The following is a 25,740-nucleotide window of genomic DNA, read 5'->3' on the forward strand; positions in this document are numbered from 1 at the left end:
CTCGCGGCCGCGCATCACGCGGACTCGCCGTCCTGTTCCGTTTCAGCGGCCTCTTCTTCCGCCGGGGCGGCGAGATCGGCCTCGTCGACCCAGCCCATCTTGACGCGGGCGCGCATGACGATGGCCTCGGCCTCGTCGCGGCTCACGTCGAGACCGTCGAGAAAGCCCTCGGTTCGCACGTTTTCGCCATTGCGCTTCTCGGTCCAGCCCACCAGGTCGTCGGTGGCGCAGCCGGCGAGATCCTCGATCGTCTTGACGTCATTCTCGCCGAACTTCACCAGCATGGCGGTGGTGACGCCTTCGATCTCGCGCAATTCGTCGGACACGCCGAGTTCGATGCGGCGGGCGTCCTGCTCCGCCTCGACGCGGGCGAGATAGTCGCGGGCGCGGTTCTGGATTTCCTCGGCGGTGTCGGCGTCAAAGCCTTCGATCGCCGCGACTTCCGAGGAATCGACATAAGCGAGTTCGTCGACGCTGCGGAAGCCCTCGGAGGCCAGCAGCTGGCCGACGACTTCGTCGACGTCGAGCGCCTGCATGAAGGACTGGGTGCGCTCGACGAATTCCTTCTGGCGGCGCTCCGATTCCTCGGCCTCGGTCAGGATGTCGATATCCCAGCCGGTGAGCTGCGAGGCGAGGCGCACGTTCTGGCCGCGGCGGCCGATGGCCAGCGACAGCTGGTCGTCCGGCACGACGACCTCGATGCGCGAGCTGTCCTCGTCCAGCACCACCTTGACGACTTCCGCCGGCTGCAGCGCATTGACGATGAAGGTCGCGGCGTCGGCCGACCAGGGGATGATGTCGATCTTCTCGCCCTGCAATTCATTGACGACCGCCTGGACGCGCGAGCCGCGCATGCCGACGCAGGCGCCGACCGGATCGATCGAGGAATCGCGCGAGGTCACGGCGATCTTGGCGCGCGAGCCGGGATCGCGGGCGACCGAGCGCACCTCGATCACGCCGTCGTAGATTTCCGGCACTTCCTGCTGGAACAGCTTGGCCATGAACTGCGGATGGGTGCGCGACAGGAAGATCTGCGGCCCGCGCTGCTCGCGGCGCACGTCATAGACATAGGCGCGCACGCGGTCGCCGGGGCGGAACAATTCGCGCGGGATCATTTCGTCGCGGCGGATGATCGCCTCGGAGCGGCCGAGATCGACGATGACATTGCCATATTCGACGCGCTTGACCACGCCATTGATGATGTCGCCGATGCGGTCCTTGAATTCCTCATACTGGCGGTCGCGCTCGGCCTCGCGCACCTTCTGCACGATGACCTGCTTGGCCGACTGCGCGGCGATGCGGCCGAATTCGATCGGCGGCAGGGTTTCGGCGATCCAGTCGCCGACCTGCGCGGCCGGATTGCGCTTGCGGGCGTCGGCGAGCAGGATCTGGGTGGCCTCGTTCTCGATCTGGTCGACGACCAGCATCAGGCGCGAATAGCGCACTTCGCCGGTGCGCGGATTGATCTCCGCGCGGACCTCGGTTTCCTGGCCATAGCGGGAGCGCGCCGCCTTCTGCATCGCGTCTTCCATGGACGCGAGCACGATCGAACGGTCGATCGACTTGTCGCGCGCGACGGCGTCGGCGATCTGCAAAAGTTCAAGCCGGTTGGCGCTGACGGCCATGGGTGCTCTCCTGATAAGTCGTTATTTGCCTGACGGGCGGCGCAGGGCGCCGCCGGCCTTTATTTTCCTTGCGGACGGCGGACTGAAGGGTTCTTGCCGCCGCCGCCTTTTTTGAATTGCGCCCGTACGCCAGCAGGCAGGACGGGTTTCGATTTCGTGCTCGCGCCGAAGCCTTTTTTGCGCGGCGCCGCTGCGGTTTCCTGCGGCGCGGCGCCCTCCAGGCCGTCCTCGCCCTCGGATCCGCGATCGCCCTGGGCCAAGGCCTTGGCGGCGCGCAGGGATTCACGGATCAGCGCCTCGGTGAGCACCAGCTTGGCCTCGTCGAGGTCGCGCAGGGCCAGTTTCGGCAGCTTTTCCTCGTCGGGGCCGGCGTCGGGCCTCTCGATGGTCAGGACGCAATCCCACCCCTCGCCCTCGACGGCGCGGATCGGCCCGCGAAAACGCTTGCGGCCGCTCGCATGGGCGTGGGCCAGCTCGATGCGGGCTTCCTTGCCGAGCGCGCGGCGGAAATCCGAGGCGCGCACCAGCGGGCGGTCGAGGCCCGGCGAGGAAATTTCCAGCCGATAGGCCTGCTTGATCGGATCTTCGACGTCGATGACCGGCGACAAGGCGTCGTGGATCTCTTCGCAATCGTCAATGGTCAGCGTGCCGTCGGGCCGCTCCGCCATGATCTGGACGGTGGTTCCCTGTCCCGACATGACCTTCACGCGCACCAGGCGGTAGCCCATCGAATTCAGCACTCGCTCGCTCAGCGCGGCGATCCGCGCGGCGACGCCGGTCTCTTCGACGAAGCGCGGCTCATCAAGCGGCGCATCCACGGTCTGGAGCGGCGCGTCGGGTTCCTGCGCGATTTGGGCGCCTGAGTCCTGCGTTCGGTTCAAATGGTTCTTCCGAATGGGTCCGGCAAGTCGGAAATAACAAACAAGCCGGATAAAACAAAAAAGAGCGGGTCCCGCCTGGGCCCCACTCCCGCGCGGCCCTCACAGGCCATGACGAAGATGCTGACTGATCGCTATATAGTCCAAAGGCCGCCTTGGCGCAAGGCCGCGCGAGAACCTCAATCGTCGAGCAGGCCTGTGGGCAAGCCGTCGAAGCTCAGCGCGTTCTTCTCCCGCCAATAGGCGCTTATGCCGTCCTCGCCCTTCTTTTCCGCCCATTTGACCAGGGTGTCGCGCTGGCCGGCGAACTCCATCAAGGGCACGCCGAAGCCGCAAGATGTGATGATGTCCTCGACGGCGACATCGACGATCTGCCTCGCGCCCGGCAGATCGGCGAAATGGCCTGCCAATTCGTCAAAGCCGGGGCGGCCGGCGCCGACGGTCCTGCCTTTTCCGTAAAGCCGCAGAAGATTCGGCGCGCCGGTAAAGGCGCAGAACATCAAGGTGATGCGGTCGTTGAGACGCAGATGCGCGGCGGTCTCGTTGCCGCTGCCGGTCAGGTTGAGAAAGGCGACGCGGCGCGGGCCGATCACCGCGAAGGTTCCGTCGAGCCCCTTGGGGCTGAGATTGACCCGGCCCCCCGGCCCGGCTGTGGCGACGAAAAAAATCTTTTGGGCGTCGATGAAATCTTTCAGATTCGCGTCGATCTCGTCATGCCTCTTGGCCATTTGTCGTTCCTAAATGTCTTCGAGTCCCAGTTCCCGCCGTTTCCTGCGGCTCAGGCCGCCGATGACCAGACGATAGGACGCCTGGATCAGTTCGCGCAATTCGTCGCCGTCAACCTCGTCCGCCGCCTCGATCCATTTCAGCCCGCGCGAGGCGAGATAGGGCGCGGGACGAAAACCGTCCTGCTCCGGCAGGATCATGAAGGCGATGTCGCTGACCTTGAAGGAATAAGCCGGAGCGTCGTCGGTCCCGCCGCCGATGCAGAACACCCTGCCGCCGACTTTCCAGACATGCGAGCCGCCCCATTGCATGACATAGGTCGTCGCGGGCAGGCTGGCGCAGAAGGCGTTATATTCTTCGTAGGTCATTTTCCTTTTTGTCGACCACGAATTGGCGCAGCCGACAACCCCTCGCATGAGCTCGGCGTCACTTCGTTCCTGACGCCCTCGCTCGGACCGGCGGTCCGAGCGAGGGCGTATATTCTCCCGACATTGCCGTCTTGGCGGCGATGTTATAGGGATTTCGCCCGCACAATAGGGGATGACATGAATCGCGTCGCGCTCGAAGCCGCCCGGAGAAGCGTCGAAATCGAAGAGGCCGGCGTCGCGAAATTGCGTGCGGCGCTCGACGGCGAATTGGGCGAGGCGCTGGAAAAAGCGATCGCAACGATCAAGGCGGCGCGTGGAAAAGTCATCGTCAGCGGCATGGGCAAGAGCGGCCATATCGGACGCAAGGTCGCCGCGACTCTGGCCTCCACCGGCACGCCCGCCTTTTTCCTGCATCCCGCCGAGGCGAGCCATGGCGATCTCGGCATGGTGACGGCGGATGATGTCGTGCTGGCCTTTTCCTGGTCGGGCGAGACGGCGGAGCTCGCCGATCTGATCGAATATTCCAAGCGATTCGCCATCCCCCTGATCGCCGCCGCCTCCCGACGCGACAGCGCGCTCGGCCGCGCCGCCGATATCCTGCTGGAGCTCCCGCTGGTCGAGGAAGCCTGCCCCAATGGCCTGGCGCCGACGACCTCCACCACCATCCAGCTCGTGCTCGGCGATGCGCTCGCAGTGGCGCTAATCGAGGATCGCGGCTTTTCGGCGCAGGATTTCCGCCAGTTTCATCCCGGCGGCAAGCTCGGCTCGCGCCTTCACAAGGTGGACGACCTGATGCACGCAGGCGCGGACATGCCGCTGCTGCCGGAACAGGCCTCCATGAGCGACGTCATCCTCACCATGACCGGCAAGAGGTTCGGCTGCGTCGGGCTGGTGGACGGCGAGGGGCGCCTCGCGGGCATTATCACCGATGGCGACCTGCGCCGTCACTGGACCGACCGGATGCAGGACCAGCCGCCGGCCAGGATCATGACCCGCGCGCCGCTCACCGCGCCGCTCGGCTCGCTCGCCTCCTCGGCGCTGGAAGTGATGAACCGCAGGAAGATCACGGTGCTGTTCATCCTCGATGAAGGCAAGCCTGCCGGCATCCTGCACATTCACGATCTTCTGCGCGCCGGCGTCGCGTAATCGGAACTTTTACGTCGCGTCGAGATGGGTGCGGATGGCCCGCGCGACGTCATCGGCGTGTTGGATCGCAAGATCATGGTCGCCGCCTTCGACGACATGCAATCTGGCGTGAGGCAGCAGCTTGCGCAGCTTTTGGCCTATGGCGAGCGGACTGATCGGATCTCTGTCGCCCCAGATCAAGAGCGTCGGGATTTCGATCAGCGGAAGTTCCGACGACAGGTCCTCGCTGACCTCGGCGATCCACTTGGCGGCGGCTGGGAATGCCTCGAAATATTCCGGTCGCCAATCCGACGCGCCGAGATTGTTGAGGCTTACGCCGGCAGATGTCGCTACAAGAACGAGGCGGCGGATTCTCTCCGGCGCCTGCAAAGCGCAATGAACGGCGACAAGCCCGCCCATGGATTGTGCGACGAGATTTGAGGGTTGATCGAGTTCAGCCAAAGCCATTGCGACGAGGTCGTCGAAGCCGCGCACCTTTGGCGAGGGCGGCTCGTTCCCGAGACCCGGCCATGCCAGATGGACTTTGCTTCCGCCTGGAAGCCGTTCCGAGACAGGGCGCCAGAAAGCGGCGCTTCCTCCTGCGCCGGGAAGAAAAATCGTTTTCATAGCGCAGCTATGGCAGAACAAAAAAATCCGACAGCAAACGGATGTGCGTGACTGACGTGGAACGCAAGGAAAAAAGTGTGACGCGGAATTTTCTGGTCAGGAAGGCCGATTTGGCCGACGTGCGTGACATCGCTAGCATGGTCGGAGCGCTGCTTTCCGAAATCGTCGAGCGCTCGGCTCCGCCCGCCTTCGATTTTGATCTTGAGCAAACCGAGGCGTTATTGGCCGATTTTCTGCGTGAAGACAGTTTCACCGTTTTTGTTGCCGAAACAAGAAACGGGGATTTGGCGGGATTCATCTCTCTGAACGAATCCCGCGCTCTTTATGCAAATGGCCGTTTCGGGACCATTGCGGAATTCTATGTTCGTCCGCTCTATCGCTCGCATTCCTTAGGCCGAATTTTATTGGCGCAGGCTAAAACCCATGGCCGGGAACACGGTTGGAGCCGTCTGGAGGTAACCACGCCGCCGCTCCCTACGTTCGATCAAACACTGGCGTTTTACGAACGGGAAGATTTCGTCATTTCAGGCGGACGTAAGCTCAAGACCCAGCTTTAGGTCTGTGCCCGAGCGGTGGCGCTCATTCCGGCCTCGTCGAGGTCGAACGCCGCGGCGAACAGTTCCTGCGTATATTTTTCCCGCGGATTGGCGAAAATCTCCGCTGCCGAGCCCTGTTCGACGATCTTGCCGTCGCGCATTACAGCGATCTGCGAGGCCAGCGCCTTCACCACTTTCAGATCGTGGCTGATGAACAGATAGGACAGGTTGCGACGGACTTGCAGGTCGCGCAGCAGATCGACGATCTGCGCCTGCACGGAGCGGTCGAGCGCCGAGGTCGGCTCGTCGAGCACGATGATTTCGGGATCGAGCGCAAGGGCGCGGGCGATGGCGATGCGCTGGCGCTGGCCGCCGGAAAATTCATGCGGATAGCGGTCCATGGTCGCCGGATCGATGCCTGTGTCCGTCAGGGCGCGGGCGACGACGGCCCGGCGCTCCGCCGCCGAAAGCCCCTTGTCCTGAATCAGCAGGCCTTCCTCGACGATTTCGCCCACCGACATGCGCGGCGACAGCGAGCCATAGGGGTCCTGAAACACGACCTGCAAGGCCTTGCGCAGGGGCCGCATCTGGCGCGCGGAAAAGCCGTCGATGCCCTGGCCGAGATAGAGGATCGGCCCTTCCGAGCGGATCAGGCGCAGCAGCGCCAGCCCGAGCGTGGTCTTGCCGGAGCCGGACTCGCCGACCAGAGCCAGCGTCTGGCCCTTGCGCAGGGCCAGCGACACGCCGTCCACCGCTTTGACATAGGCGCTGGCGCGGCGAAAGAAACCTTTCTTGATCGGAAACCAGACCCGCAGATCCTGCGTCGCCAGCACTTCTGGGGCGTTGGGATTGGCCGGGGGCGCGGCGCCCTTGGGTTCGGCGGCGAGCAGCATTTTGGTGTACTCATGCCGGGGCGCGCGGAACAGTTCCGCTGTCGCGCCGGTCTCGACAATGGCGCCCTGTTTCATCACCGCGACGTTGTCGGCCATGCGCCGGACAATGCCGAGATCATGGGTGATGAACAGGATCGCCATGCCATAGCGCGCCTGAAGATCGCGCAGCAGGGTCAGGATCTGGGCCTGCACCGTCACGTCCAGCGCGGTGGTCGGCTCGTCGGCGATCAGCAGGTCGGGGCAGTTGGCGAGCGCCATGGCGATCATCACGCGCTGGCGCTGGCCGCCGGACAATTCATGGGGAAAGGCGTCGAGCCGTTGCTCGGCGTTTTGCAGCCCGACCTCGCGCAGCAGCTCCAGCGTCCGGGCTCGGCGCTTGTCGCGCGAAAACATGCCGTGGATTTCGAGAATTTCGCCGATCTGCTTCTCGATCCGGTGCAGCGGATTGAGCGAGGTCATCGGTTCCTGGAACACCATGCCGATCCGCGCGCCGCGGATTTCCCGCAGCACGGATTCGTCGGCGCCGATGAGCTCGCGGCCCTGAAAGCGGATCGAGCCGCCGAGGATTTTCGCGCCCGGCGCCAGCAGGCGCACGATGGCGAGCGCGGTGACCGATTTGCCGGAGCCGGATTCCCCGACCAGCCCCAGAGTTTTTCCGCGTTCGAGCCGCAGCGAGGCGTTCTCGACCGCGCGCGATTCCCCGCCCGTGGGCCCGAAGCCGACGCTCAGGTTTTCAATTTCAAGCAGCGGCGCGTCGCTTTCGTTCAGGGCCATCAAAAGCCCTTTCTCGGATCGAAGGCGTCGCGCAGGGCTTCGCCGGTGAAGACCAGCAGCGACAGCGTGACGGCGATCACCGCGAAGCCCGACAGGCCAAGCCAGGGCGCTTGCAGATTGCTCTTGCCCTGCAACAGCAGCTCGCCCAGCGAAGGCGAGCCGGGCGGCAGGCCGAAGCCAAGAAAGTCCAGCGAGGTCAGCGTGGTGATCGAGGAATTGAGGATGAAGGGCAGGAAGGTCAGCGTCGCCACCATGGCGTTGGGCAGCACATGCTTGACCATGATCTTGCGATTGGACAGGCCGAGCGCCCGCGCCGCGCGCACATAATCGAAATTCCGCGCTCGCAAGAATTCCGCGCGCACGACATGGACCAGATTGACCCAGGAAAAGGCGAGCAGGATGAACAGCAGCACGAAGAAGCTCGGCGTCACGATGGCCGACAATATGATGAGCAGATAGAGGCTCGGCAGCGACGACCAGATTTCGATGAATCGCTGGAAGATCAGGTCGGTCCAGCCGCCGAAATAGCCCTGGATCGCCCCGGCGGCGACGCCGACGAAAGAGGAAATGCCGGCGAGCAGCAGGCCGAACAGCACGGAAATTCGGAAGCCGTAGATCAGCCGCGCCACGACGTCGCGGCCCTGGTCGTCGGTGCCGAGCCAGTTCCACTCGATCTGGCTGCAATTCTGCGCAGGCTCGCCGCTGAAAGTCTTGCCGTGAGAACACTGCTCATTGGTCAGCGACCAGGTTGGCGGCGACGGCGCGGGCGTGGGCAAAGCGAGGTTATGTGTGTTGTAGGAATAGCGGATCGGCGGCCACAGCATCCAGCCATGGGCCTCGATTTCCTTGAAGATAACCGGGTCGCGGTAATCGGTCTCGGCGAGGAAGCCGCCGAATTTGTCTTCCGGATAATCGAACAGCGCCGGGAACAGCAGTTCGCCGTTGTAGGAGACGAGGATCGGCTTGTCATTGGCGATGAATTCGGCGCCGAGCGAGGCGACGAAAGCGATGATGAAGATCCAGAATGCGAAGAAGCCGCGCCTGTTGCGCTTGAAGACTTCGAGGCGGCGGCGGCTGAGCGGCGTGAGCGAAAACATCACGTCTCCCGCGTCTCGAAATCGATGCGCGGATCGATCCATGCATAGGTCAGGTCGGAGAGCAGATTGATGGCGAGACCCAGCAAGGCGAAAATGTAGAGATTGGCGAACACCACCGGATAGTCGCGGTTGAGGGTGGACTCGAAAGACAGCAGACCCAAGCCGTCGAGCGAGAAGATCGTCTCTATCAGAAGCGAGCCGGTGAAAAAGGCCGAGATGAAGGCGCCGGGAAAGCCGGAAATCACGATCAGCATGGCGTTGCGGAAAACATGGCCATAGAGCACGCGCCGCTCGGTCAGGCCCTTCATCCGCGCCGTGACGACATATTGTTTGCGGATTTCGTCGATGAAGGCGTTCTTGGTCAGAAAGGTCGTGGTGGCGAAGGCGCCGAGCGTCAGGGCCGAGACCGGCAGCACGATGTGCCAGAGATAATCCTTGATCTTCCCGAACAGGCTGAGGTCTGCGAAGCCGTCCGAGGTCAGGCCGCGCAGCGGGAAGAACTGCCAGAACGAGCCGCCCGCAAACAGCACGATCAGCAGGATGGCGAACAGAAAGCTCGGGATGGCGTAGCCAATGATGATGACGGCGGACGTCCAGGTGTCGAAGGGCTCGCCCTCGCGCTGCGCCTTGGCGATGCCGAGCGGAATCGAGATGATGTAGGAGAGGAAGGTCATCCAAAGGCCGAGCGACATGGAGACCGGCAGCTTTTCGTTGATCAGTTGCAACACCGGCGCGTCGCGGAAATAGGAGCGGCCGAAGTCGAACACCGCATAATTGCGGATCATCAGCCAGAAGCGTTCGAGCGGCGGCTTGTCGAAGCCGAACTGCTTTTCCAGCTCGGCGATGAATTTGGGATCTAGGCCCTGCGCGCCGCGATATTTGCCGGAGAATTCCGACGCCGCGCCGCCCCGCCCGGCGGCGATGGCGCTGTTGCCGCCGCCGAAGCGCGAGGTGGCGCCGGAATCCTGGCCCTGCATCTGCGCCAGCACGCGCTCCACCGGCCCGCCGGGAGCGAATTGCACGATGAGAAAGGACAGAGCGAGAATCCCGAACAGGGTCGGGATCATCAGCAAGATGCGGCGAGCGATGTAAAAGGCCATCAGGACCTGGCCATCATGACTTAGGTTTCATGATTTGGGTTTCATGATTTGGATTTCATGACTTGGCCTTCACCGCCGCGGCTTTTTCGGCGTCCCACCACCATAGGGATGAAATGCCGAGGTCGAGCTTGGGAACCGCCTCGGGCCGGCCGAACACATCCCAGGCGGCGATGCGCCGGTTGGGCGAGAACCAGTTCGGAATCCAGTAATGACCCGCGCGCAGCACGCGGTCGAGCACGCGGCAGACCACCACCAGTTCGGCGCGCGACTGCGCCTTGAGCGCCTTGTCGATCAGGATGTCCACGGCGGAATCGTCGATGCCCGCCAGATTCAGGCCGCCCGGCGTCTTGCCGGACTGCGAGCCGAAATAGGCGAGCAATTCGTCGCCCGGCACGCCGCCGATCATCTTGCGGTCGATGACCACGTCGAAATCGAAATTGTCGATGCGCTGCTTGTACTGGGCGGAATCCACCGCGCGCAGGCGCGGATCGATGCCGAGAAGCTTCATGTTCTTGAACATGGGTTGGACGACCTTGTCGAAGGCGTTGGAAAATTCCAGCACTTCGAAGGCGAGCGGCGTCCCGTCGGGCAGCAGCAATTGCGAGCCCTCGCGCCGGCAGCCTGCTTCCTTAAGCAGATTGTTGGCGCGTTGCAGCAGGGCGCGGTCCTGGCCCGAACCGTCGGAGACGGGCGGAATGAAGGGCGGGCCGAACACGTCGGCCGGCACTTTTGCGCGCAAGGGCTCCAGAATGGCGAGTTCTTCCGGCGAGGGCAGGCCCACCGCCATCATGTCGGTATTTTCGAAATAGCTCACGGTGCGCTTGTAGGCGCCATAGAACAGGTTGCGGTTGTCCCATTCGAAATCGAGGCAGCATCCGAGCGCCTCGCGCACCCGCGAATCCTTGAAGACCGGCCGCCGCAGATTGAAGAAAAAGCCCTGGAAGCCGGGGCTGCGCCGGTCCGGGATCTCCATCTTGACGACGCGGCCGTCGCGCATGGCGGGGAAGTCATAGCCCGTCGCCCATTCCGAGGCGGTCGCGGATTCATGCAGGTTCACGGTCCCCGATTTGAAAGCCTCGAAGCCGACCGCGCGCTCGCCGAAATAATCATAGCGGATGCGGTCGAAATTGTTCTGGCCGACATTGACGGCCAAGTCCTTGGCCCAATAATCCGGCACGCGGTCATAGGCGATATAGCGGCCCTGTTCGAAGGCCCCGATCTTGTAGGCGCCGGAGCCGAGCGGCGGCTCCATGCCGGACCGTTCGAAATTATGCGCCTTGTAATAGGCCGCGGAGAGGATCGGCTGGCCGGCGATGTTCAGGATCGAATCGCGCCCAAAACCCTCGCGCAGACTCACGAGCACGACGTCGTCGGCCTCGGCGACGGCGTTTTCCAGATCGCGCAGCAATTGCCGGATCAGCGGATGGCCTTTTTCCCGCAGGATCAGCAGCGAAAAAGCGACATCCTTGGCCGTCAGCGGCGACTGGTCATGGAAGCGCGCCTCGGGCCGGAGGTGGAAGCGATATTGGCGCCTGTCGGGCGAAATCTCGACCGCGCGGGCGACGAGGCCGTAAAGCGCGTTGTCCTCGTCGAGGCTGCCAGCCATCAGGCTGTCGTTGACGAGCGAGAGGCCGGTGGCGGGATTGCCCTGAAGGATCAGGCCGTTGAGGGAGTCATAGGAGGTCGCTACCGCCTCCATGCTCAGCTGCCCGCCTCGGGGCGCGCCCGCCTTTGCGTAGGGGAACTGCGTGAAGTTTTCCGGCAGGTTCAGCTCGCCGAAGGAGGACAGTCCATAGGTCTTGCGCCAGCCCTTGTTTTCCGCCGACGGAAGGTCCTGGCCCGCGCGCACGGGAAGGCCGAACAGGGGCAGGGCGGCGGCGGACAGCAGCGCGGCGCGCCTCGTGAGCGTAAGTTGGGCGAGTGGATGCAAGGAAGCCTCGACAAGAGGGCGGAGATTCGCCGGCCATTATGTCGTTTTTGCGCCGGGACGCCAGCGGCAAGCGGCCCGGGGACGCGCGCGGGCGGCGAGAGGGGTCAGGGGAGGCGGTCCCCGGAGTGGAACGCCTCTCGCGACAAGGACAGCCAGGCCTGGGCGGCGTCCGAAAGATAGGCGCCGCCGCGCCAGACCAGAGCCAGCCGCCAGTCCATTTCCGGTTCGTCGAGGAGGATGCCGACCGGGCCGCCGGGCGGGCGGCGCTGGTCCAGCAGGCGCGGCAGGAAGGCGACGCCGAGGCCCGCGCCCGCCAGCTCGACGATGAAGTCGATCTGGCTGGAAAGGGCTGCGATCTTCGGTTCGAAGCCGGCCCTGCGGCAGCTGGCGACGATGACCCTGTTCAGCGCGAAGCCGCGTTCGAACAGCAGCAGCGGACTGTCGTGAAGGTCCTTGATGGTCAGGCTGGCGCGCGCCGCCAGCGGATGGCCGGCCGGCAACAGCGCCATCAGCGGCTCGCGCCGCAACTCGAGCCATTCGAGATCTTCCTCGATCGGCATCAGGGAGGCGGCGAAATCGATCTCCCCGCGCCGCAGGATTTCTTCGAGCCGGTCGCTGCCATGTTCCGCCAGCCTGATCTCGACGCCGGGGTAAAGCTGCCGGAACTTCGCGAACAGTGGCGCGAACAGCACGCCGCTGCCCAACGGCGGCAGGCCGAGCCGCAGGACTCCGCGCTTGAGCCCCCGCAGCGCGTCGAGCTCCGCCCCAAGGTCGTCGCGCTCGGCCAGCAGCCTTTGCGCGCGACGATAGACGACTTCTCCGACAGCGGTCAGGGTCGGGCCCTGGGCGAGGCGGTCGAGCAGGGTCGAGCCGACCTCATCCTCCAGTTGCCGGATGGATTTGCTGACGGCGGATTGCGTGCTGCCGAGGGCGTTGGCGGCGGCGGTAAAGCCGTGGCGGCGGACAACCTCGACGAAAATGCGGAGATTCTTGAATTCCATCTACATTCCAATATGGAATGATATTCATTCAATCAATTCATTTTCAGAATGCTGCAATGCGGTATAGACTAATGTCTTAGCCGGGCTTGCAGGCAGGCGCCGCGCAAGGGACAAAGCCATGACCGCACGCCGCATCCGCGTCACCTTTCGTCATTTCATCCATCACAGCCGGCTGGCGCAGATCGGGATGATTGTCGCGCTGTGGTTCATTGGCGGGCAAATCGCGAAGGCGTTTCAGCTGCCTGTTCCGGGCGGCGTCATCGGCATGAGTCTGGCCCTCATTCTGCTGATGACAGGTGGCGTCAGCCTCTTCAGCATGAAGCGCGGCGCGGACTGGTTCCTGGCCGAAATGCTGCTGTTCTTCGTTCCCGCTGTGCTCGGCGTGCTGGACCATCGCGAATTTCTTGGCCTGCTGGGCCTCAAGATTCTGGCGGTCATCCTGCTCAGCACCATTGCGGTGATGGCGGCCACTGCCCTGACCGTCGATCTGATCTTCCGTTGGAGCGAGAAACATGAGCGACTGGCCACTTAGTCGGCTCGACCCGGCGGTCCATATGCTGTTCTGGTCCGCCGCCACGGTGGCGTGCTACCTGCTGGCCAAGCGCATCTACCGCAAATGGCCCAAATGGTGGCTCACCCCGCTGGCCGCCGCGCCGGCGGCGCTGATCGTGGCGGCGCTTGTCCTCAAGGAAGATTATCGCGATTACTTCCACAGCGCCGGCTGGCTGCTGGCGCTGCTCGGGCCCGCGACGGTCGCTTTCGCCGTGCCGATCTATGAGCAGCGCGCGCTGATCCGTCGCCATTGGCCGGTTCTGCTCGCGGGCATGGTGGTCGGGAGCCTCGTCGCCATGGCGACGAGCTGGGGGCTGGCCGCCGCGCTTGGGTTGAGCGGCGCCCTCCAGCTGAGCCTGACGCCGCGTTCGATGAGCACGCCCTTCGCCATGCAGGTCTCCGGCGAAATCGGCGGCATTCCCGATCTGACGGCGATTTTCGTGGTCATGACGGGCGTGTTCGGCGCGGTCATCGGCGAGTTCCTGCTGGCGCGCATGAATTTGCGCTCGGCTCTGGCGCGCGGCGCCCTGTTCGGCGTCGGCGCCCATGGGGCAGGCACGGCCAAGGCCCATCAGATCGGACAGGTCGAGGGCGCCGTTTCCGGCCTCGTCATGGTGCTGGTCGGCCTGCTCAACGTGCTGGCGGCCCCGGCTCTCGCGCATTTCCTCCGCTAGGGCGGGGAATCTTACGGCGCCAGCGCCTTCAGCAATTCCGCATGGAAGCGCTCAGGCTCCTCCATCTGGGGCGCGTGGCCGAGGCCGGGAAATTCGACCAGCCGCCCGTTCGGGATCATGGCGGCGGCTTCCTTGCCCAGGACGTCGTAATGGCCGAGGCGCTTTTTGACTTCCGCCGGGGCGATGTCGCCGCCAATCGCGGTCGTGTCCGCCGTGCCGATCATGAGCGTCGTGGGGACCTTGAGGTCGCGGAATTCGTAATAGACCGGCTGGGTGAAGATCATGTCGTAGATCAGGGCCGAATTCCAGGCGACGATCTCATGGCCCGGACCCTTGTTGAGGCCGGCCAGCATGTCGACCCATTTGTCATAGTCCGGCTTCCAGCGGCCGCCATAATAGGTCGCCTGTTCATAGGCCCGGACGCTTTCGGCCGAGAGCTTCAGCTCGCGCTGAAACCATTGATCGACGGTGCGATAGGGAACGCCCCTGGCCTTCCAGTCCTCCAGCCCGATGGGATTGACCAGAACCAGCCCCGAAACCTCGTCCGGAAACATCAGCGCATAGCGCGTCGCCAGCATGCCGCCCGTCGAATGGGCGATCAGGGCCGGCTTCTGGACGCCGAGCTGCGCCAGCAGCGCATGGGTGTTGGTCGCGAGCTGCTGGAACGAATATTGGTAATGCACGGGCTTGGTCGAGGCGCAAAAGCCGATCTGGTCCGGCGCGACGACCCGATAGCCGGCCTTTGAAAGCGCCGCTATCGTCTGCTCCCAGCTCGCGGCGCAAAAATTCTTGCCATGCAGCAGCACCGCGGTGCGGCCATTGGCCGGCCCCGTTGGCGCAACGTCCATATAGGCCATGGACAATTTCTCGCCCTGCGACTCGAAATCGAAACGCTGCACGGCATAAGGATAGGCGAAGCCTTCCAGCTGCGGACCGTAGGCGGACGTTTCGGCTGCGGCGGGCGCGACGGTCAGGGCCAGCGCAGCGACGGCGAGAATATGGCGCAGGGCTTTCATATATTCCTCGGCATTCTGGCTCCCCCGGACCACAGATAAGGCCGAACTCGGCTCGCGCAAACAAAATGCCGGGGACAAACCCCGGCTTCGGATTTCGCCTGAACGATTGGTTCATTTCGCGGCCGTCAGCGGAGCGAGCGCATCCGTCAGGTGACCGGCGTGGGACGGGTCGCCAGCTAGGCCTTGAATATGTCCCCGTTCGAGAAGTGGATCGTCAAATTCTCGAGCGCCAGGCTCTGATGGTCCTTGAAGGTGATGGTCGTTACGCCGCCCTGGACGGTCGTGGATTTGATCGCGTGCGACGACTGCTCCGAATAGACCGTCAGTTCTTGCCCCGCCGCAGTTCCGATAATCGTGTCGTTGCCGTGCATCCCGGCATATATCGTCGCGGCGCCCGCCGCGCCCCCCTGGATCGAAGTGTTTCCTGTCCCAAGATAAATTGTGTCCATAGCCCCGGTCGCGCTCGGCATGGTCGAGCCATAGATCGTGTCGTGGCCATCGCCGGCGTAGATCGTGTCGCGGCCGGCGCCGGCATAAATCGCATTATCCCCGTGGAGGACCTTCAACAGATCGTCGCCGGGGCCGCCGATCAACGTGTCCATCGGGATGGTCTGATATGTGTGGTCGTGGCCAAGGCCGCTCTCGTTCCCCTGTCCCCAATCGTTGCGGTCCCCCTGATGGCCGTGATCGTCCGGATCGCCGCCGGAATAATAATCGAAATTCGCGCCGCCGATGAGTGTCGAGCCTCCGGATCCGGCTTCCAGCAGGCTCGCCCCGCCGCCGACCAAACGGTCGTGGCCGGTCCCGCCGATCAACGTATTGAGGCCATTCCCGGCTATGAGCTCGTTATCGCCCTGCGTGACCTGAAGCTTTTCAGCGCCGGCGCCGCCAATGAGCGTGTCGCCGCCGGGTCCCTGATCGAGGATGAAATTCGCGCCGTCTCCGGATGCGATGACGACGCCGCCGTGCGACGTCAATGTCATCGAACTCGACTTGCCGGCGTCGAGGAAAAAATGATCGAATGTGGGAATTGTGTAGGCGCCGCCAAGCAACTGGACTTCACCGCCGATGGCGTCCGGCTTGTGCGGAAGCAGGCCGGCGTCTTTCAGCGCTCCCAATATTGCGTTTTCTGTCGCTCGCGACACCGTGCGATCGAGCAGCGCGTCCAGGCGACATTGGTCCAGATCATAGGTCGCCATCGCTGTCTCCGAGTTCTCGGATTCTCGACGCGTGCTCGAGTCTGGCCGAAGCGAAACCTGATGGCCAGGCAACCGCATTACAACACTTGGCTAAGGTGCGTGATTTTTCACATCGCGTCGAGGCGGACGTGGCGCAACTTTTGTGAGTACGCCGGTGGGCATATGGCGGCTACCCCTTAATGGCGACGAAGAGATCCGGGCGGCCTCGCTTGCGTCACGCTGGCGCGCCCTCACCGCGCATTGGACGCGCGAATGCCGCCAGATCGGGGCGAATGTCAAGTAAAGGCGCCGATTTGATGCGCGTAAAGGACGACTGCGGGCGCAAAGAAAAAAGCCGGAGGCTCCCGCCCCCGGCTTGGAAATTCATATTAGCGCAGATTTTACTTCGCGGCCGGCAGCGGAACCGGGGCGTCGGAGAGCGAGCGCAGGTAAACGATGATGTCGGCGCGCTTGCCGGCGTCAGGCTCGCCGCCAAAGCCCATCTTGGTGCCGGCGACAAAGGTCTTCGGGCTGGTGATGAAGGCGTCGAGATCTTCAAAGGTCCATTTGCCGCCCTTGGCCTTCAGCGCGTCGGAATAGCCAAAGCCGGCTTCGCTGGCCTTGGCGCGCTCCACCACGCCATAAAGGTTGGGGCCGACCTTGGCGGGGGCGCCCTTGTCGAAGCTGTGGCAGGTCGCGCAAACCTTGGTGAGGGCCTTGCCCTTGTCGGCGTCGGCCTTGGCCAGCAGGTTGGGCAGCGGGACCGCGGCGACCGGAGCGGCCTTCTTCGCGGGCTCGGCGCCGCTGGGGAGATCGAAGCCCGGCGGGTTCGCGGGCTGGGCCACGACGAGCGCATTGCTGAAAAGGCCGAGGAAAAGGGCGAACAGGATGGCGCCGAAAAGCGCCCCGTAAACACGGTAGTCGAGAAGAAACATGCCGCAATCTCCGCTGGGACGGCCTCTGATAAACGCTTTGCCTCATGCTTGGCAACACGTATAAGCGGCGAAAATCCTCATAAATTAAGCCTAGTCGCCCAGCTCAGTCCTCATGTCCGAAAACGTCCTCATCATCATACCCGCCCGCCTCGCCTCGACGCGGCTCCCCGACAAGCCGCTCGCCGAGCTTTGCGGCGCGCCGATGATTGTCCAGGTTTACCGACGAGCGGTCGAGGCGGGGATCGGGCCGGTGCTGGTCGCGGCGGACGGGCCGGAGATCGCGGCGGCGATACGCCACGCTGGCGGCGAGGCCGTCGTGACCGATCCGGACCTGCCCTCGGGCTCGGACCGCATCTACGCGGCGCTGCAAAGTTACGACCCGGAAGAGCGCTATGGCGTGATCGTCAACTTGCAGGGCGACCTGCCGACCATCGACCCGGCCAGCGTGCGCGCCTCGCTCGCGCCTCTCGCCGACCCGGCGGTCGATATCGCCACGCTGGCCGCACGAATCGCCCGCGCCGAGGAGCGTACCGACTCTAATGTGGTCAAGGCGGTGGGCTCGCCGATCGGGCTATCTCGCCTGCGCGCGCTCTATTTCACCCGCGCCACCGCGCCCTGGGGCGAGGGCGACCTGTTCCACCACATCGGCCTCTATGCCTATCGCCGCGCGGCCTTGGAGCGTTTCGTGGCCTTGCCGCCCTCGGCGCTGGAAAAGCGCGAGAAGCTGGAGCAATTGCGCGCGCTGGAGGCGGGCATGCGCATCGATGTGGAAATCGTCGACGCCGTGCCGCTCGGCGTCGACACCCCTGCCGATCTGGAGCGCGCGCGCAAGATCCTCGACGGAAGCAGCCAGAAATGAACAAGATCATTGCCTATCAGGGCGAGCCGGGCGCGAATTCCCATATCGCCTGTTCCGACGTCTATCCCGGTTGGGACACCTTGCCCTGCGCCAGCTTCGAGGAGGCGCTTTCGGCCATTGGAGAAGGCCGCGCCGATCTCGGCATGATTCCGATCGAGAATTCGCTCGCGGGCCGCGTCGCCGACATCCATCATTTCCTGCCCGGCTCAGGGCTCTATATCGTCGGCGAATATTTCCTGCCGATTCATTTTCATCTGCTCGGCGTCAAGGGCGCGAAGATCGAGGATTTGCGCAGCGTCTACAGCCATGTCCACGCGCTGGGACAATGCCGCAAGATCATCAAGAAATATAATCTGAAGGCCGTGACGACTGGCGACACCGCCGGTTCGGCGCGCGAGGTGGCGGAATGGGGCGACAAGAGCCGCGCCTCGCTCGCGCCACTGCTCGCCGCCGAAATCTACGGCCTCGACGTGCTCGCCCGCTTCGTCGAGGACGAGGACCACAACACCACGCGTTTCGTCGTGCTGTCGCGCGAGCCGCGCTCCGGCCCGCGCCCCGAAGGGCCGATGCTGACAACCTTCATCTTCCGCGTGCGCAACGTGCCCTCCGCGCTCTACAAGGCGCTCGGCGGCTTCGCCACCAATGGCGTCAACATGACCAAGCTGGAAAGCTACATGGTCAATGGCGAATTCGCGGCAACGCAATTCCTGGTCGATGTCGAGGGGCATCCTGAAGACCCCAATCTCGCGCTGGCGCTGGAGGAATTGCAGTTCTTCAGCGAGGAGGTCCGGATTCTGGGCGCCTATCCGGCCCATCCGTTCCGCCAGGAGTTCGGGAGCGGGAGCTAGGCCAGAAATCAGAAGCTCACGCCGCTCTTCCGATCGGCGCGCCGGAAGCCGCATTAAGTGCCGCAGGTGTAAAATTTTGCGTCACAGCACGTTCGGTCGGAGGTCGGAATAACAGAAATCGCCCGTCACCCGATAGAACCAGTATCCGGCGCCCGCGAATCTGCCCATGATTTCGGCCCCCGTCGCAGGGCGGCATTCCTGGACGACCCAGGCTGGCACTCCCTCGCCGGATGTCGGCCTCCTCGCTTTCGCGGCGTGATCGCCGGCATAGGCGCTTGCATCTGTTGCGGATAGCGCGATCGCAAGCAGCATTGCGTAAGCCTTGCGCTTGCTCATGGGGGGATATGTCGAGACATATCGTGGCGTGGTTAAGCGTAACATCGCCTTGTCCTGAATATTGCGGGAGACTTCAGCTTGAGCTGGTTGGAGATGTCTCCGCGATCGTCATTCAATTGACGAGTTCGGACAAAAAAAGTTGCATCTTGGCTTCAACTTTATTCGCCTTTCAGGCGCTCGTTCGCTATAGCCCCGCCCGCCATTTCGCAAAACCATCCGCGCGCAACCGGCAGGCCGGACATTCGCCGCAGCCATAACCCCAATCGTGGCGGGCGCCGCGCTCGCCGAGATAACAGGTGTGGCTGTGCTCGACGATGGCCTCGACCAGGGCCGGGCCGCCGAGGTCCTGCGCCAGCTCCCAGCTTTGCGCCTTGTCGAGCCACATCAGCGGCGTCTCCAGCACGAAACGGCTTTCCATCCCGATATTCAGCGCCACCTGCATGGCCTTGATGGCGTCGTCGCGGCAATCGGGATAGCCGGAAAAATCGGTCTCGCACATGCCGCCGACGATGCGGGTCAGTCCGCGCCGATAGGCCAGCGCGGCGGCGAAGGTCAGGAAGATCAGGTTGCGGCCGGGCACAAATGTGTTGGGCAGGTTCTTCGCGCCCATCTCGATGGATTTCGCCCGCGTCAGGGCCGTGTCCGAGACGGCGCCCAGCGCCGCGAGGTCGAGCACATGGTCCGGGCCGAGTTTCCTGGCCCATTCCGGCTTGAGTTTGGCGAGCGCGTCGCGCAAAACGCCGCGCTGGTCGAGTTCGATGCGATGGCGCTGGCCGTAATCGAAGCCGAGCGTCTCGACGCGCTCGTAGCGCTCCAGCGCCCAGGCGAGGCAGGTGGTGGAATCCTGCCCGCCGGAAAACAGAACCAAGGCCATGCGCCGCCCTCCCGAAAAGTCTGCCTACACCGGAGCGGCGCGCGCGTCCATGTCGCCGTGCGCTCTGGCCTCCGCCAGCCGCTTGCGTCATGTTGGCGCTCGCTCTGGCCTCCGCCAACCGCTTGCGCGGGCGGACTTTTTCGCGGCCGCCTTTGCCAAGCGCCGCCATCTGCATTATCTCGCGGGGGCGCCGCCAGACTGGCGCGTCTCCGGGATCGCGCCTTGCCTCTTGAGCCGCCCTATTGCCTGATCGAAGACCGCGAAGCCGGCGAAACCCTGCTGTTCGCCGAACCGCGCGCTATCGTTGCTGCGCATCGGGCCGAGGAGGTCGCGGGCGCCTTCGCCGCCTTGCAGCGGGCGGTGGGCGAGGGATTTTTCGTCGCCGGCTCCGTCGCCTATGAATGCGGCTACGCGTTGGAGCCGCGTCTCGCGCCGCTGCTGCGCTCCTGTTCGGGAAAACCGCTGCTGCTGTTTGGCGTGTTTGATGCGCCGCGCCCGGCGCCGTCGCTCGCCCCGGCGGGCGCCGCCGCGATCGAGGCGCTCGCTCCGGTCTGGACCTTCGCCGAATATGAAAAGCGCTTCGCCGCCTGCCGCGACTATATCGCCGCGGGCGATGTCTATCAGATCAACCTGACCTTCCCGCTCGCGGGCGCATGGCGCGGAACGCCGCTCGATCTCTATCGGATTTTGCGGGCGCGCCAGCCCGTCGAACTCGGCGGAATCGTGGCTTTGGGGGCAGAGACGATCCTGTCGGTCTCGCCCGAAATCTTTTTTTCCACGCGCGGCGAAAGGATTTTCGCGCGGCCCATGAAAGGCACCGCACGGCGCGGCGCGACGCCCGAGGCGGACCGCGCCTTGGCCGAAGCCCTGGCCAGCGACGAAAAGAACCGCGCGGAAAATCTGATGATCGTCGATCTGCTGCGCAGCGATATCAGTCGCCTGTCAGAGATCGGTTCGGTTCAGGTGACGGATCTTTTCTCCGTCGCGACCTTCCCGACGCTGCACCAGATGACCTCCGGCGTGGAGGCGCGGCTGCGGCCGGGACTGTCCTTCTCGGAAATTTTCGCTGGGCTGTTTCCCTGCGGCTCGGTCACCGGCGCGCCAAAGATCCGCGCCATGGAAATCATCGCCGAGCTGGAGACGGCGCCGCGCGAAAATTATTGCGGCGCGATCGGTTATGTCGCGCCGGGCGGCGACATGCGCTTCAATGTCGCCATCCGCACGCTGACGCTCGGCAGGGATCGGCGCCTGACCTGCCCGGTCGGCTCGGCGGTGGTGGCGGATTCGCGGGCGCGGGAGGAATATGACGAATGTCTGCTCAAGGCGCGCTTCCTGACGGGCGAGACGATTTCGGGCTGATCGAGACGCTGCGCTGGACCCGCGACGGCGGCTATTGGCTCGTCGAGGGCCATCGCGCGCGCATGGCCGCGTCGGCGGCGGCTTTGGGCTTTGCTTTCGCGCCCGGAGCTTTCGATGCGGCGCTGGCGCGAGCCTGCGCGGGGGCAGGAGCCGAAACCCTGCGCGTTCGGCTGGCGCTGCGCCGCGATGGCGCCATCGAAGCGTCGGTCGCGCCCTTTCAGGCTGATCCGCCGGAAAAAATCTGGCGCGTCGCTGTCGCGCCTGCGCGCTTCGATTCACGCGACACTCTGCTGCGGCATAAGACCACGCGACGCGCGCTTTACGAGGGCGCGCTGGCCGCCTCGGGGGCCGATGAAGTGATCTTTCTCAACGAGCGCAACGAGATTTGCGAAGGCGCGCGCACGAATCTTTTCGTGGAGCGCGACGGCCTCTTGCTGACGCCGCCTCTCGCCAGCGGCCTGCTGCCCGGCGTTCTCCGCGAGAGCCTTCTGGCCGAAGGCCGCGCGCGGGAGGCGTTGCTGGGCCTCGGCGATCTGAGCGATGGCTTTTTTCTGGGAAATTCCCTGCGCGGAATTTTGCGCGGGCGGCTGGTTTAGCCCTCGTTCAGCCAGTGCTCGAGCAAGGTGTGGGCGATGGCGAAGGGATTGGGCGCGAATAGTCCGCGTTCATGGCGCTGTTCGATCATGGCGCGGGCTTCGGCGCGGCTGAACCAGCGGCAATCTTCCAGCTCGTCCCGGTCGATGACGATCTCGCGGGAAAGCGCCTGCGCCCGGCAGCCGATCATCAGCGACGCCGGGAATGGCCAAGGCTGCGACGCGACATAACGCACCGCGCCGACCGCAATTCCGGCCTCTTCCATCACCTCGCGGCGCACGGCTTCCTCCAGCGACTCGCCGGCTTCGACAAAGCCCGCGAGGCAGGAATACATTCCTTCCGGAAAGCGGGTCTGGCGCCCGAGCAGGCAAGAATCGTCGTGCTCGACCATCATGATCGCCACGGGATCGGTGCGCGGAAAATGCTGGGTGGCGCAGGCCTCGCAATCGCGCCGCCAGCCGCCTTGGGCCGCATGGGTCGGCGCGCCGCAGCGCGCGCAGAAGCGATGCGCGGCGTGATAATGCAGAATCGCCTTGGCCTGGGCCAGAATGGCGATTTCGCCGCGCGAAAGGGCCTGTTTATTGGCCAGAGGGCGCAGGTCGCGGATTTGCAGGTTGGGGCGCGCGGGCAGGATCAGCCGGCGCTGATCTGTAAAGGCTGCATCGTCGCGCGGGGTCTCGGCGCTGGCGGCGTCGTCGGGCAGCATCAGCGCGAAGACCGGCCCCGATTCGTCGCGCCCCAGCAGAACTTCCTCCTGCGCCGGGCCGAAAGACCGCGCAGCCTCCAGCGAATGCAGCGCGGAGAGCGTCTCGTCCTCCTGCCGCAACACAGGCATTGCTTGCACGAACACCACGGCGCGGGCGCGCGGCGCGGCGGTCAGTTCGGCGAAAAGCTGCCGGTCCTCCCGTCCCAGCGACAGCCGGTCGAGCGGATTGCCAGCAAAGCCGACCGCGATATCATAGGCGCTCATGCCGGGCGGTCCAGTTCAAGGGCGGCGCGCAAGGCGTCGATGCGTTCTTCCGCCGCCTCGGGCGCATAGGCTTCGACCTTGCCGGCGCCCCAGACCGGGCCGGGCCAGGCGAAATCGCCCTCGAAACGCGCCACCACATGCATGTGCAATTGCGCGACCATATTGCCGAGAGCGCCGGTGTTGATCTTTTTCGCCCCGCTCAGCGTCTTCAGGCGCGCGCCGGCGAAGGCCGCTTCCTCGATAAGGAGCGCGCGCTCCCGTGGCGAAAGATCGTGGATTTCGGACAGGCCGGCGCGGCGCGGAACGAGGATCAGCCAGGGAAAGCGGCTGTCGTTCATCAACAAGACACGGCATAACTCAAGCTCGCCGACGAGAAAACTGTCGGCGGCGAGGCGGGGATCAAGGGCAAATTTCATCCGGCCTCCCTTTCCTGATCGTGGGTAGCGCCTTCGCCGCATCGAGACAAGGCGCCCCCCTCTTGCGCAAACGCGCGTCATGGTCCAAATAAGCGCCGGGAGGTTGGCGGTGGACGTTCCACTCGCCAACCGGGTCAGGTCCGGAAGGAAGCAGCCCTAACGAGATCGGGCGGGTCTTCGTCCAGCCTCCCACTTATCAGATTTGCGCGCCCGACGACCGCTGGCGCCTGCATTCGGCGGTTCGATGATCGACGATTCCGCGCCAAATCACAGCGAAAGCGCGCCCGAGGGCCTGTTTCCCGACGCGCTGCAGCCGCAATCCGGCGCGCCAAACGTCTATCGCGTGCTGGCGCGCAAATATCGCCCCTCGCGGTTCGAGGACCTGATCGGCCAGGAGCCGATGGTCCGCACCCTTTCCAACGCCTTCGATCTCGGCCGCATCCATCAGGCCTATATGCTCACAGGCGTGCGCGGCGTCGGCAAGACTACCACGGCGCGCATTCTCGCCCGCGCCTTCAATTACCAGTTGCCGGCGCGCGACGGGCGGCCCGCCATCGACCGCCCGACCATCCACATGGACGAACTGGGCGTGCATTGCCAGGCGATCATGGAATCGCGCCATATCGACGTGATCGAAATGGACGCCGCTTCTCACACCAGCATCGACGACATACGCGAGATCGTCGAAAGCGCGCGCTACAAGCCGGTGATGGCGCGGACCAAAGTCTATATCATCGACGAAGTGCACATGCTGTCAAAGTCGGCCTTCAACGGCCTGTTGAAGACGCTGGAAGAGCCGCCGGAGCATGTCAAATTCCTGTTCGCGACCACGGAAATCGAAAAAGTCCCGGTCACGGTGCGCTCGCGTTGCCTGCGCTTCGACCTTCGCCGCGTCGAGTCCGAGGCTCTCGTGCGCCATCTCGCCAATATCTGCGACAAGGAAAGGGTCGAGATCGACCATGATTCCCTCGCGCTGATCGCCCGCGCCTCGGAGGGTTCGGTGCGCGATTCGCTTTCGCTGCTCGATCAGGCCATCGCCCATGGCGCGGGCGCGCCGATCGGGGTGGAAAACCTGCGCCTGATGCTCGGCCTCGCTGATCGCGCCCGCGTCATCGATCTGTTCGAGGCGCTGATGCGGGGCGACGTCGCCGCCGCTCTGGCCAATCTCAAGGACCAGTATGATGCCGGCGCCGATCCGGGCCAGGTCCTGATCGATCTCGCCGCCTTTGTGCATTTCGTGACCAAGACCAAGGTCGCGCCGGGGGTGATGGACCCGTCCGCCACCCAGGTCGAGCGCGAGCGCGGCGGCTATTTCGCGCAGAACCTCTCCATGGCCGTGCTTTCCCGCGCCTGGCAGATCCTGCTCAAGGGCGTCGAGGAGGTGAAGGACTCTCCGCGTCCGCTGCCCGCCGCCGATATGGTTCTCGTGCGTCTCGCCTATGCCGCCGACCTGCCCACGCCCGAAGAGGCGTTGAGGAATTTTAGCGCGGCGCCGTCTGGCGGGTCTTCGTCCGGCGGGCCTTCCTCCGGGGGGGCGCGAGGGGCGCCATCGCCGTCCGGGCCGGGTCCGGGCGCCGCCATGCGCGCCGCGCCGCGTCTTGCCGCCGCACAAGCCGCGCCCACGGCGTCGCTTGCTCCGGCCCCGGCGCCCGCGACGGGCGCGCCCGTGCTGGCGATCAAATCCTTCGCCGAGCTTCTGGCGCTGGCCGCCGAGAAGCGCGACATTCAGATCAAGACCGCGTTGGAGCGCGACGTGCGTCTGGTGCGGTTCGAGCCCGGCGTATTGGAATTTTCGCTGGCGCCGGGCGGATCACCTGGCCTTGCCGCCAATCTGACCCGCAAATTGCAGGATTGGACCGGGCAGCGCTGGATGGTGGCCCTGTCCTCCGCGCCCGGCGCGCCGAGCCTGCTGGAACAGGCCGCAGCCAAAGAAGACGAGAAGCGAATCGGCGTGCAGGCGCATCCGCTGGTGCGCGCGGCGCTCGATCTTTTTCCCGGCGCGGTGGTCGTCGCGGTGCGCGGCGGCGAGGCCGAGCCGGAGCTTTTCGCGGGCGCGGCGGCGCCGGCCGAGGAAGTGGCCTATAACGACGAATCCGAAGAAGAGGATTTCTGAATGGACATCATGGGCTTGATGAAAAAGGCCGGCGCCATGCAGGCCAAAATGGCCGAGATGCAGGCCGAACTCGACAATATCACCGTCGAAGGGCTGGCGGGCGGCGGTCTGGTGAAGGTCACGCTGACCGCCAAGGGCGCGTTGCAGACCCTCGCCATCGATCCGTCGCTGCTGAAGGAAGACGAGAAGGAAATTCTTGAAGACCTGATCGTCGCCGCCCATGCCGACGCTCGCCGCAAGGCGGAAGGACTGCTCGAAGAAAAGATGAAGGGCATGACCGCCGGTCTCGGCCTGCCGCCCGGCATGAAGCTGCCTTTCTGATCGTTGCCTTCCGCG

General features: G+C 64.5%; 27 protein-coding genes and 1 other RNA gene. 11 read left to right on the forward strand and 17 right to left on the reverse strand.

The genetic code is table 11. The features are described 5' to 3' along the window. Positions 1–14: 14 nt before the first annotated feature. The 4 genes from nusA to QM467_RS07810 form a co-directional block, all read right to left on the reverse strand. The gene (gene nusA, locus QM467_RS07795) at positions 15–1,625 is read right to left on the reverse strand and encodes a transcription termination factor NusA (protein WP_283365743.1); all 1,611 of its coding nucleotides are present in this window, start codon (positions 1,623–1,625) and stop codon (positions 15–17) included. A 59-nt stretch (positions 1,626–1,684) separates the two neighbouring features. Beyond that, positions 1,685–2,506 carry a ribosome maturation factor RimP gene (rimP, locus tag QM467_RS07800; RefSeq protein WP_342395109.1) on the reverse strand — a complete coding sequence of 274 codons (822 nt, stop codon included), beginning with the start codon at positions 2,504–2,506 and terminating at the stop codon, positions 1,685–1,687. A gap of 176 nt (positions 2,507–2,682) precedes the next feature. Beyond that, entirely contained in the window at positions 2,683–3,231 is a 549-nt protein-coding gene (locus tag QM467_RS07805; protein ID WP_283365744.1) for a pyridoxamine 5'-phosphate oxidase family protein, read from the reverse strand. 9 nt (positions 3,232–3,240) lie between these two features. Then, a complete protein-coding gene (locus tag QM467_RS07810) occupies positions 3,241–3,597 on the reverse strand; it encodes an MmcQ/YjbR family DNA-binding protein (RefSeq protein ID WP_283365745.1) in 357 nt (118 codons plus the stop codon). Positions 3,598–3,774: 177 nt separating this feature from the next. Here QM467_RS07810 and QM467_RS07815 point away from each other — a divergent pair, with 177 nt between their 5' ends. After that, complete coding sequence (locus QM467_RS07815; protein ID WP_283365746.1) at positions 3,775–4,743, forward strand: KpsF/GutQ family sugar-phosphate isomerase; 969 nt, start codon at positions 3,775–3,777, stop codon at positions 4,741–4,743. A 9-nt stretch (positions 4,744–4,752) separates the two neighbouring features. Here QM467_RS07815 and QM467_RS07820 read toward each other — a convergent pair whose 3' ends face one another. Further along, entirely contained in the window at positions 4,753–5,349 is a 597-nt protein-coding gene (locus QM467_RS07820) for an alpha/beta fold hydrolase (protein ID WP_283365747.1), read from the reverse strand. A gap of 47 nt (positions 5,350–5,396) precedes the next feature. On the opposite strand from QM467_RS07820, the gene QM467_RS07825 reads away from it, so the two are divergent. Next, entirely contained in the window at positions 5,397–5,906 is a 510-nt protein-coding gene (locus tag QM467_RS07825; RefSeq protein WP_283365748.1) for a GNAT family N-acetyltransferase, read from the forward strand. Here the strand turns inward: QM467_RS07825 and QM467_RS07830 are convergent. The 5 genes from QM467_RS07830 to QM467_RS07850 form a co-directional block, all read right to left on the reverse strand. After that, positions 5,903–7,552, reverse strand: coding sequence for an ABC transporter ATP-binding protein (locus tag QM467_RS07830; RefSeq protein ID WP_283365749.1), 1,650 nt, complete (start codon positions 7,550–7,552; stop codon positions 5,903–5,905). The genes QM467_RS07825 and QM467_RS07830 overlap by 4 nt on opposite strands. Further along, the gene (locus QM467_RS07835; protein WP_283365750.1) at positions 7,552–8,649 is read right to left on the reverse strand and encodes an ABC transporter permease; all 1,098 of its coding nucleotides are present in this window, start codon (positions 8,647–8,649) and stop codon (positions 7,552–7,554) included. The genes QM467_RS07830 and QM467_RS07835 overlap by 1 nt, the downstream gene beginning before the upstream one ends. Beyond that, positions 8,649–9,749, reverse strand: a complete 1,101-nt coding sequence (locus QM467_RS07840) for a microcin C ABC transporter permease YejB (RefSeq protein ID WP_283365751.1) — start codon at positions 9,747–9,749, stop codon at positions 8,649–8,651. Before QM467_RS07840 ends, QM467_RS07835 begins: the two co-directional genes overlap by 1 nt. Before the next feature lie 55 nt (positions 9,750–9,804). Continuing rightward, the gene (locus QM467_RS07845) at positions 9,805–11,679 is read right to left on the reverse strand and encodes an extracellular solute-binding protein (protein WP_283365752.1); all 1,875 of its coding nucleotides are present in this window, start codon (positions 11,677–11,679) and stop codon (positions 9,805–9,807) included. Between the two features lie 104 nt (positions 11,680–11,783). Continuing rightward, the gene (locus QM467_RS07850) at positions 11,784–12,680 is read right to left on the reverse strand and encodes a LysR substrate-binding domain-containing protein (RefSeq protein ID WP_283365753.1); all 897 of its coding nucleotides are present in this window, start codon (positions 12,678–12,680) and stop codon (positions 11,784–11,786) included. A 118-nt stretch (positions 12,681–12,798) separates the two neighbouring features. Here QM467_RS07850 and QM467_RS07855 point away from each other — a divergent pair, with 118 nt between their 5' ends. Together QM467_RS07855 and QM467_RS07860 are read left to right on the forward strand one after the other, a co-directional pair. Further along, positions 12,799–13,212, forward strand: coding sequence for a CidA/LrgA family protein (locus QM467_RS07855; RefSeq protein WP_283365754.1), 414 nt, complete (start codon positions 12,799–12,801; stop codon positions 13,210–13,212). Continuing rightward, positions 13,193–13,906: an LrgB family protein gene (locus QM467_RS07860; RefSeq protein ID WP_283365755.1), complete on the forward strand. Its 714-nt coding sequence runs from the start codon at positions 13,193–13,195 to the stop codon at positions 13,904–13,906. The genes QM467_RS07855 and QM467_RS07860 overlap by 20 nt, the downstream gene beginning before the upstream one ends. 11 nt (positions 13,907–13,917) lie before the next feature. Here the strand turns inward: QM467_RS07860 and QM467_RS07865 are convergent, their stop codons facing one another. The 3 genes from QM467_RS07865 to QM467_RS07875 all read right to left on the reverse strand — a co-directional run bounded on the left by QM467_RS07865 (position 13,918) and on the right by QM467_RS07875 (position 17,035). Continuing rightward, complete coding sequence (locus QM467_RS07865; protein ID WP_283365756.1) at positions 13,918–14,922, reverse strand: alpha/beta fold hydrolase; 1,005 nt, start codon at positions 14,920–14,922, stop codon at positions 13,918–13,920. Positions 14,923–15,098: 176 nt separating this feature from the next. Beyond that, complete coding sequence (locus tag QM467_RS07870) at positions 15,099–16,121, reverse strand: calcium-binding protein (RefSeq protein ID WP_283365757.1); 1,023 nt, start codon at positions 16,119–16,121, stop codon at positions 15,099–15,101. Between the two features lie 380 nt (positions 16,122–16,501). Further along, positions 16,502–17,035 carry a c-type cytochrome gene (locus QM467_RS07875; protein WP_283365758.1) on the reverse strand — a complete coding sequence of 178 codons (534 nt, stop codon included), beginning with the start codon at positions 17,033–17,035 and terminating at the stop codon, positions 16,502–16,504. 112 nt (positions 17,036–17,147) lie between these two features. Between QM467_RS07875 and QM467_RS07880 the strand changes: the two genes are divergently transcribed. Both QM467_RS07880 and QM467_RS07885 read left to right on the forward strand, forming a co-directional pair. Further along, the gene (locus QM467_RS07880; protein ID WP_283365759.1) at positions 17,148–17,894 is read left to right on the forward strand and encodes a 3-deoxy-manno-octulosonate cytidylyltransferase; all 747 of its coding nucleotides are present in this window, start codon (positions 17,148–17,150) and stop codon (positions 17,892–17,894) included. Beyond that, positions 17,891–18,742, forward strand: coding sequence for a prephenate dehydratase (locus tag QM467_RS07885; RefSeq protein WP_283365760.1), 852 nt, complete (start codon positions 17,891–17,893; stop codon positions 18,740–18,742). The genes QM467_RS07880 and QM467_RS07885 overlap by 4 nt, the downstream gene beginning before the upstream one ends. 81 nt (positions 18,743–18,823) lie before the next feature. Here QM467_RS07885 and QM467_RS07890 read toward each other — a convergent pair whose 3' ends face one another. Together QM467_RS07890 and queC are read right to left on the reverse strand one after the other, a co-directional pair. Continuing rightward, positions 18,824–19,078 (reverse strand): hypothetical protein, encoded by a 255-nt coding sequence (locus tag QM467_RS07890; RefSeq protein WP_283365761.1) that lies wholly within the window; start codon positions 19,076–19,078, stop codon positions 18,824–18,826. Positions 19,079–19,262: 184 nt separating this feature from the next. Beyond that, entirely contained in the window at positions 19,263–19,952 is a 690-nt protein-coding gene (queC, locus tag QM467_RS07895; protein ID WP_283365762.1) for a 7-cyano-7-deazaguanine synthase QueC, read from the reverse strand. 222 nt (positions 19,953–20,174) lie between these two features. Between queC and QM467_RS07900 the strand changes: the two genes are divergently transcribed. Further along, positions 20,175–21,311 (forward strand): aminodeoxychorismate synthase component I, encoded by a 1,137-nt coding sequence (locus QM467_RS07900; protein ID WP_283365763.1) that lies wholly within the window; start codon positions 20,175–20,177, stop codon positions 21,309–21,311. Then, positions 21,263–21,907 carry an aminotransferase class IV gene (locus QM467_RS07905; RefSeq protein WP_283365764.1) on the forward strand — a complete coding sequence of 215 codons (645 nt, stop codon included), beginning with the start codon at positions 21,263–21,265 and terminating at the stop codon, positions 21,905–21,907. The genes QM467_RS07900 and QM467_RS07905 overlap by 49 nt, the downstream gene beginning before the upstream one ends. Here the strand turns inward: QM467_RS07905 and nudC are convergent. Together nudC and QM467_RS07915 are read right to left on the reverse strand one after the other, a co-directional pair. Then, complete coding sequence (gene nudC, locus QM467_RS07910; protein WP_283365765.1) at positions 21,904–22,875, reverse strand: NAD(+) diphosphatase; 972 nt, start codon at positions 22,873–22,875, stop codon at positions 21,904–21,906. The two genes, QM467_RS07905 and nudC, sit on opposite strands and share 4 nt — an antisense overlap. Beyond that, positions 22,872–23,291 carry an HIT domain-containing protein gene (locus QM467_RS07915; protein ID WP_283365766.1) on the reverse strand — a complete coding sequence of 140 codons (420 nt, stop codon included), beginning with the start codon at positions 23,289–23,291 and terminating at the stop codon, positions 22,872–22,874. The genes nudC and QM467_RS07915 overlap by 4 nt, the downstream gene beginning before the upstream one ends. A gap of 97 nt (positions 23,292–23,388) precedes the next feature. On the opposite strand from QM467_RS07915, the gene ffs reads away from it, so the two are divergent. The 3 genes from ffs to QM467_RS07930 all read left to right on the forward strand — a co-directional run bounded on the left by ffs (position 23,389) and on the right by QM467_RS07930 (position 25,725). Beyond that, positions 23,389–23,485, forward strand: an RNA gene (gene ffs, locus QM467_RS07920) — signal recognition particle sRNA small type. 50 nt (positions 23,486–23,535) lie between these two features. Further along, a complete protein-coding gene (locus QM467_RS07925) occupies positions 23,536–25,404 on the forward strand; it encodes a DNA polymerase III subunit gamma/tau (protein WP_283365767.1) in 1,869 nt (622 codons plus the stop codon). Then, positions 25,405–25,725: a YbaB/EbfC family nucleoid-associated protein gene (locus tag QM467_RS07930; RefSeq protein WP_283365768.1), complete on the forward strand. Its 321-nt coding sequence runs from the start codon at positions 25,405–25,407 to the stop codon at positions 25,723–25,725. The last annotated feature ends 15 nt before the right edge of the window (positions 25,726–25,740 follow it).

Source organism: Rhodoblastus sp. 17X3, from assembly GCF_030056575.1.
In the GTDB taxonomy this organism is placed as follows: Bacteria; Pseudomonadota; Alphaproteobacteria; order Rhizobiales; family Beijerinckiaceae; genus Rhodoblastus.

What these genes read in the sequence shown, in the direction of transcription:
- nudC (WP_283365765.1), bottom strand. Translation starts at nt 22,875, where the DNA reads ATGAGCGCCTATGATATCGCGGTCGGCTTTGCTGGCAATCCGCTCGAC.
- QM467_RS07840 (WP_283365751.1), bottom strand. Translation starts at nt 9,749, where the DNA reads ATGGCCTTTTACATCGCTCGCCGCATCTTGCTGATGATCCCGACCCTG.
- QM467_RS07905 (WP_283365764.1), top strand. Translation starts at nt 21,263, where the DNA reads ATGTCTGCTCAAGGCGCGCTTCCTGACGGGCGAGACGATTTCGGGCTG.
- QM467_RS07815 (WP_283365746.1), top strand. Translation starts at nt 3,775, where the DNA reads ATGAATCGCGTCGCGCTCGAAGCCGCCCGGAGAAGCGTCGAAATCGAA.
- QM467_RS07855 (WP_283365754.1), top strand. Translation starts at nt 12,799, where the DNA reads ATGACCGCACGCCGCATCCGCGTCACCTTTCGTCATTTCATCCATCAC.
- QM467_RS07890 (WP_283365761.1), bottom strand. Translation starts at nt 19,078, where the DNA reads ATGAGCAAGCGCAAGGCTTACGCAATGCTGCTTGCGATCGCGCTATCC.
- QM467_RS07930 (WP_283365768.1), top strand. Translation starts at nt 25,405, where the DNA reads ATGGACATCATGGGCTTGATGAAAAAGGCCGGCGCCATGCAGGCCAAA.
- QM467_RS07925 (WP_283365767.1), top strand. Translation starts at nt 23,536, where the DNA reads ATGATCGACGATTCCGCGCCAAATCACAGCGAAAGCGCGCCCGAGGGC.
- QM467_RS07875 (WP_283365758.1), bottom strand. Translation starts at nt 17,035, where the DNA reads ATGTTTCTTCTCGACTACCGTGTTTACGGGGCGCTTTTCGGCGCCATC.
- QM467_RS07820 (WP_283365747.1), bottom strand. Translation starts at nt 5,349, where the DNA reads ATGAAAACGATTTTTCTTCCCGGCGCAGGAGGAAGCGCCGCTTTCTGG.
- QM467_RS07915 (WP_283365766.1), bottom strand. Translation starts at nt 23,291, where the DNA reads ATGAAATTTGCCCTTGATCCCCGCCTCGCCGCCGACAGTTTTCTCGTC.
- queC (WP_283365762.1), bottom strand. Translation starts at nt 19,952, where the DNA reads ATGGCCTTGGTTCTGTTTTCCGGCGGGCAGGATTCCACCACCTGCCTC.
- QM467_RS07835 (WP_283365750.1), bottom strand. Translation starts at nt 8,649, where the DNA reads ATGTTTTCGCTCACGCCGCTCAGCCGCCGCCGCCTCGAAGTCTTCAAG.
- QM467_RS07870 (WP_283365757.1), bottom strand. Translation starts at nt 16,121, where the DNA reads ATGGCGACCTATGATCTGGACCAATGTCGCCTGGACGCGCTGCTCGAT.
- QM467_RS07805 (WP_283365744.1), bottom strand. Translation starts at nt 3,231, where the DNA reads ATGGCCAAGAGGCATGACGAGATCGACGCGAATCTGAAAGATTTCATC.
- QM467_RS07830 (WP_283365749.1), bottom strand. Translation starts at nt 7,552, where the DNA reads ATGGCCCTGAACGAAAGCGACGCGCCGCTGCTTGAAATTGAAAACCTG.
- QM467_RS07810 (WP_283365745.1), bottom strand. Translation starts at nt 3,597, where the DNA reads ATGACCTACGAAGAATATAACGCCTTCTGCGCCAGCCTGCCCGCGACG.
- QM467_RS07860 (WP_283365755.1), top strand. Translation starts at nt 13,193, where the DNA reads ATGAGCGACTGGCCACTTAGTCGGCTCGACCCGGCGGTCCATATGCTG.
- QM467_RS07865 (WP_283365756.1), bottom strand. Translation starts at nt 14,922, where the DNA reads ATGAAAGCCCTGCGCCATATTCTCGCCGTCGCTGCGCTGGCCCTGACC.
- QM467_RS07850 (WP_283365753.1), bottom strand. Translation starts at nt 12,680, where the DNA reads ATGGAATTCAAGAATCTCCGCATTTTCGTCGAGGTTGTCCGCCGCCAC.
- QM467_RS07885 (WP_283365760.1), top strand. Translation starts at nt 17,891, where the DNA reads ATGAACAAGATCATTGCCTATCAGGGCGAGCCGGGCGCGAATTCCCAT.
- nusA (WP_283365743.1), bottom strand. Translation starts at nt 1,625, where the DNA reads ATGGCCGTCAGCGCCAACCGGCTTGAACTTTTGCAGATCGCCGACGCC.
- QM467_RS07880 (WP_283365759.1), top strand. Translation starts at nt 17,148, where the DNA reads ATGTCCGAAAACGTCCTCATCATCATACCCGCCCGCCTCGCCTCGACG.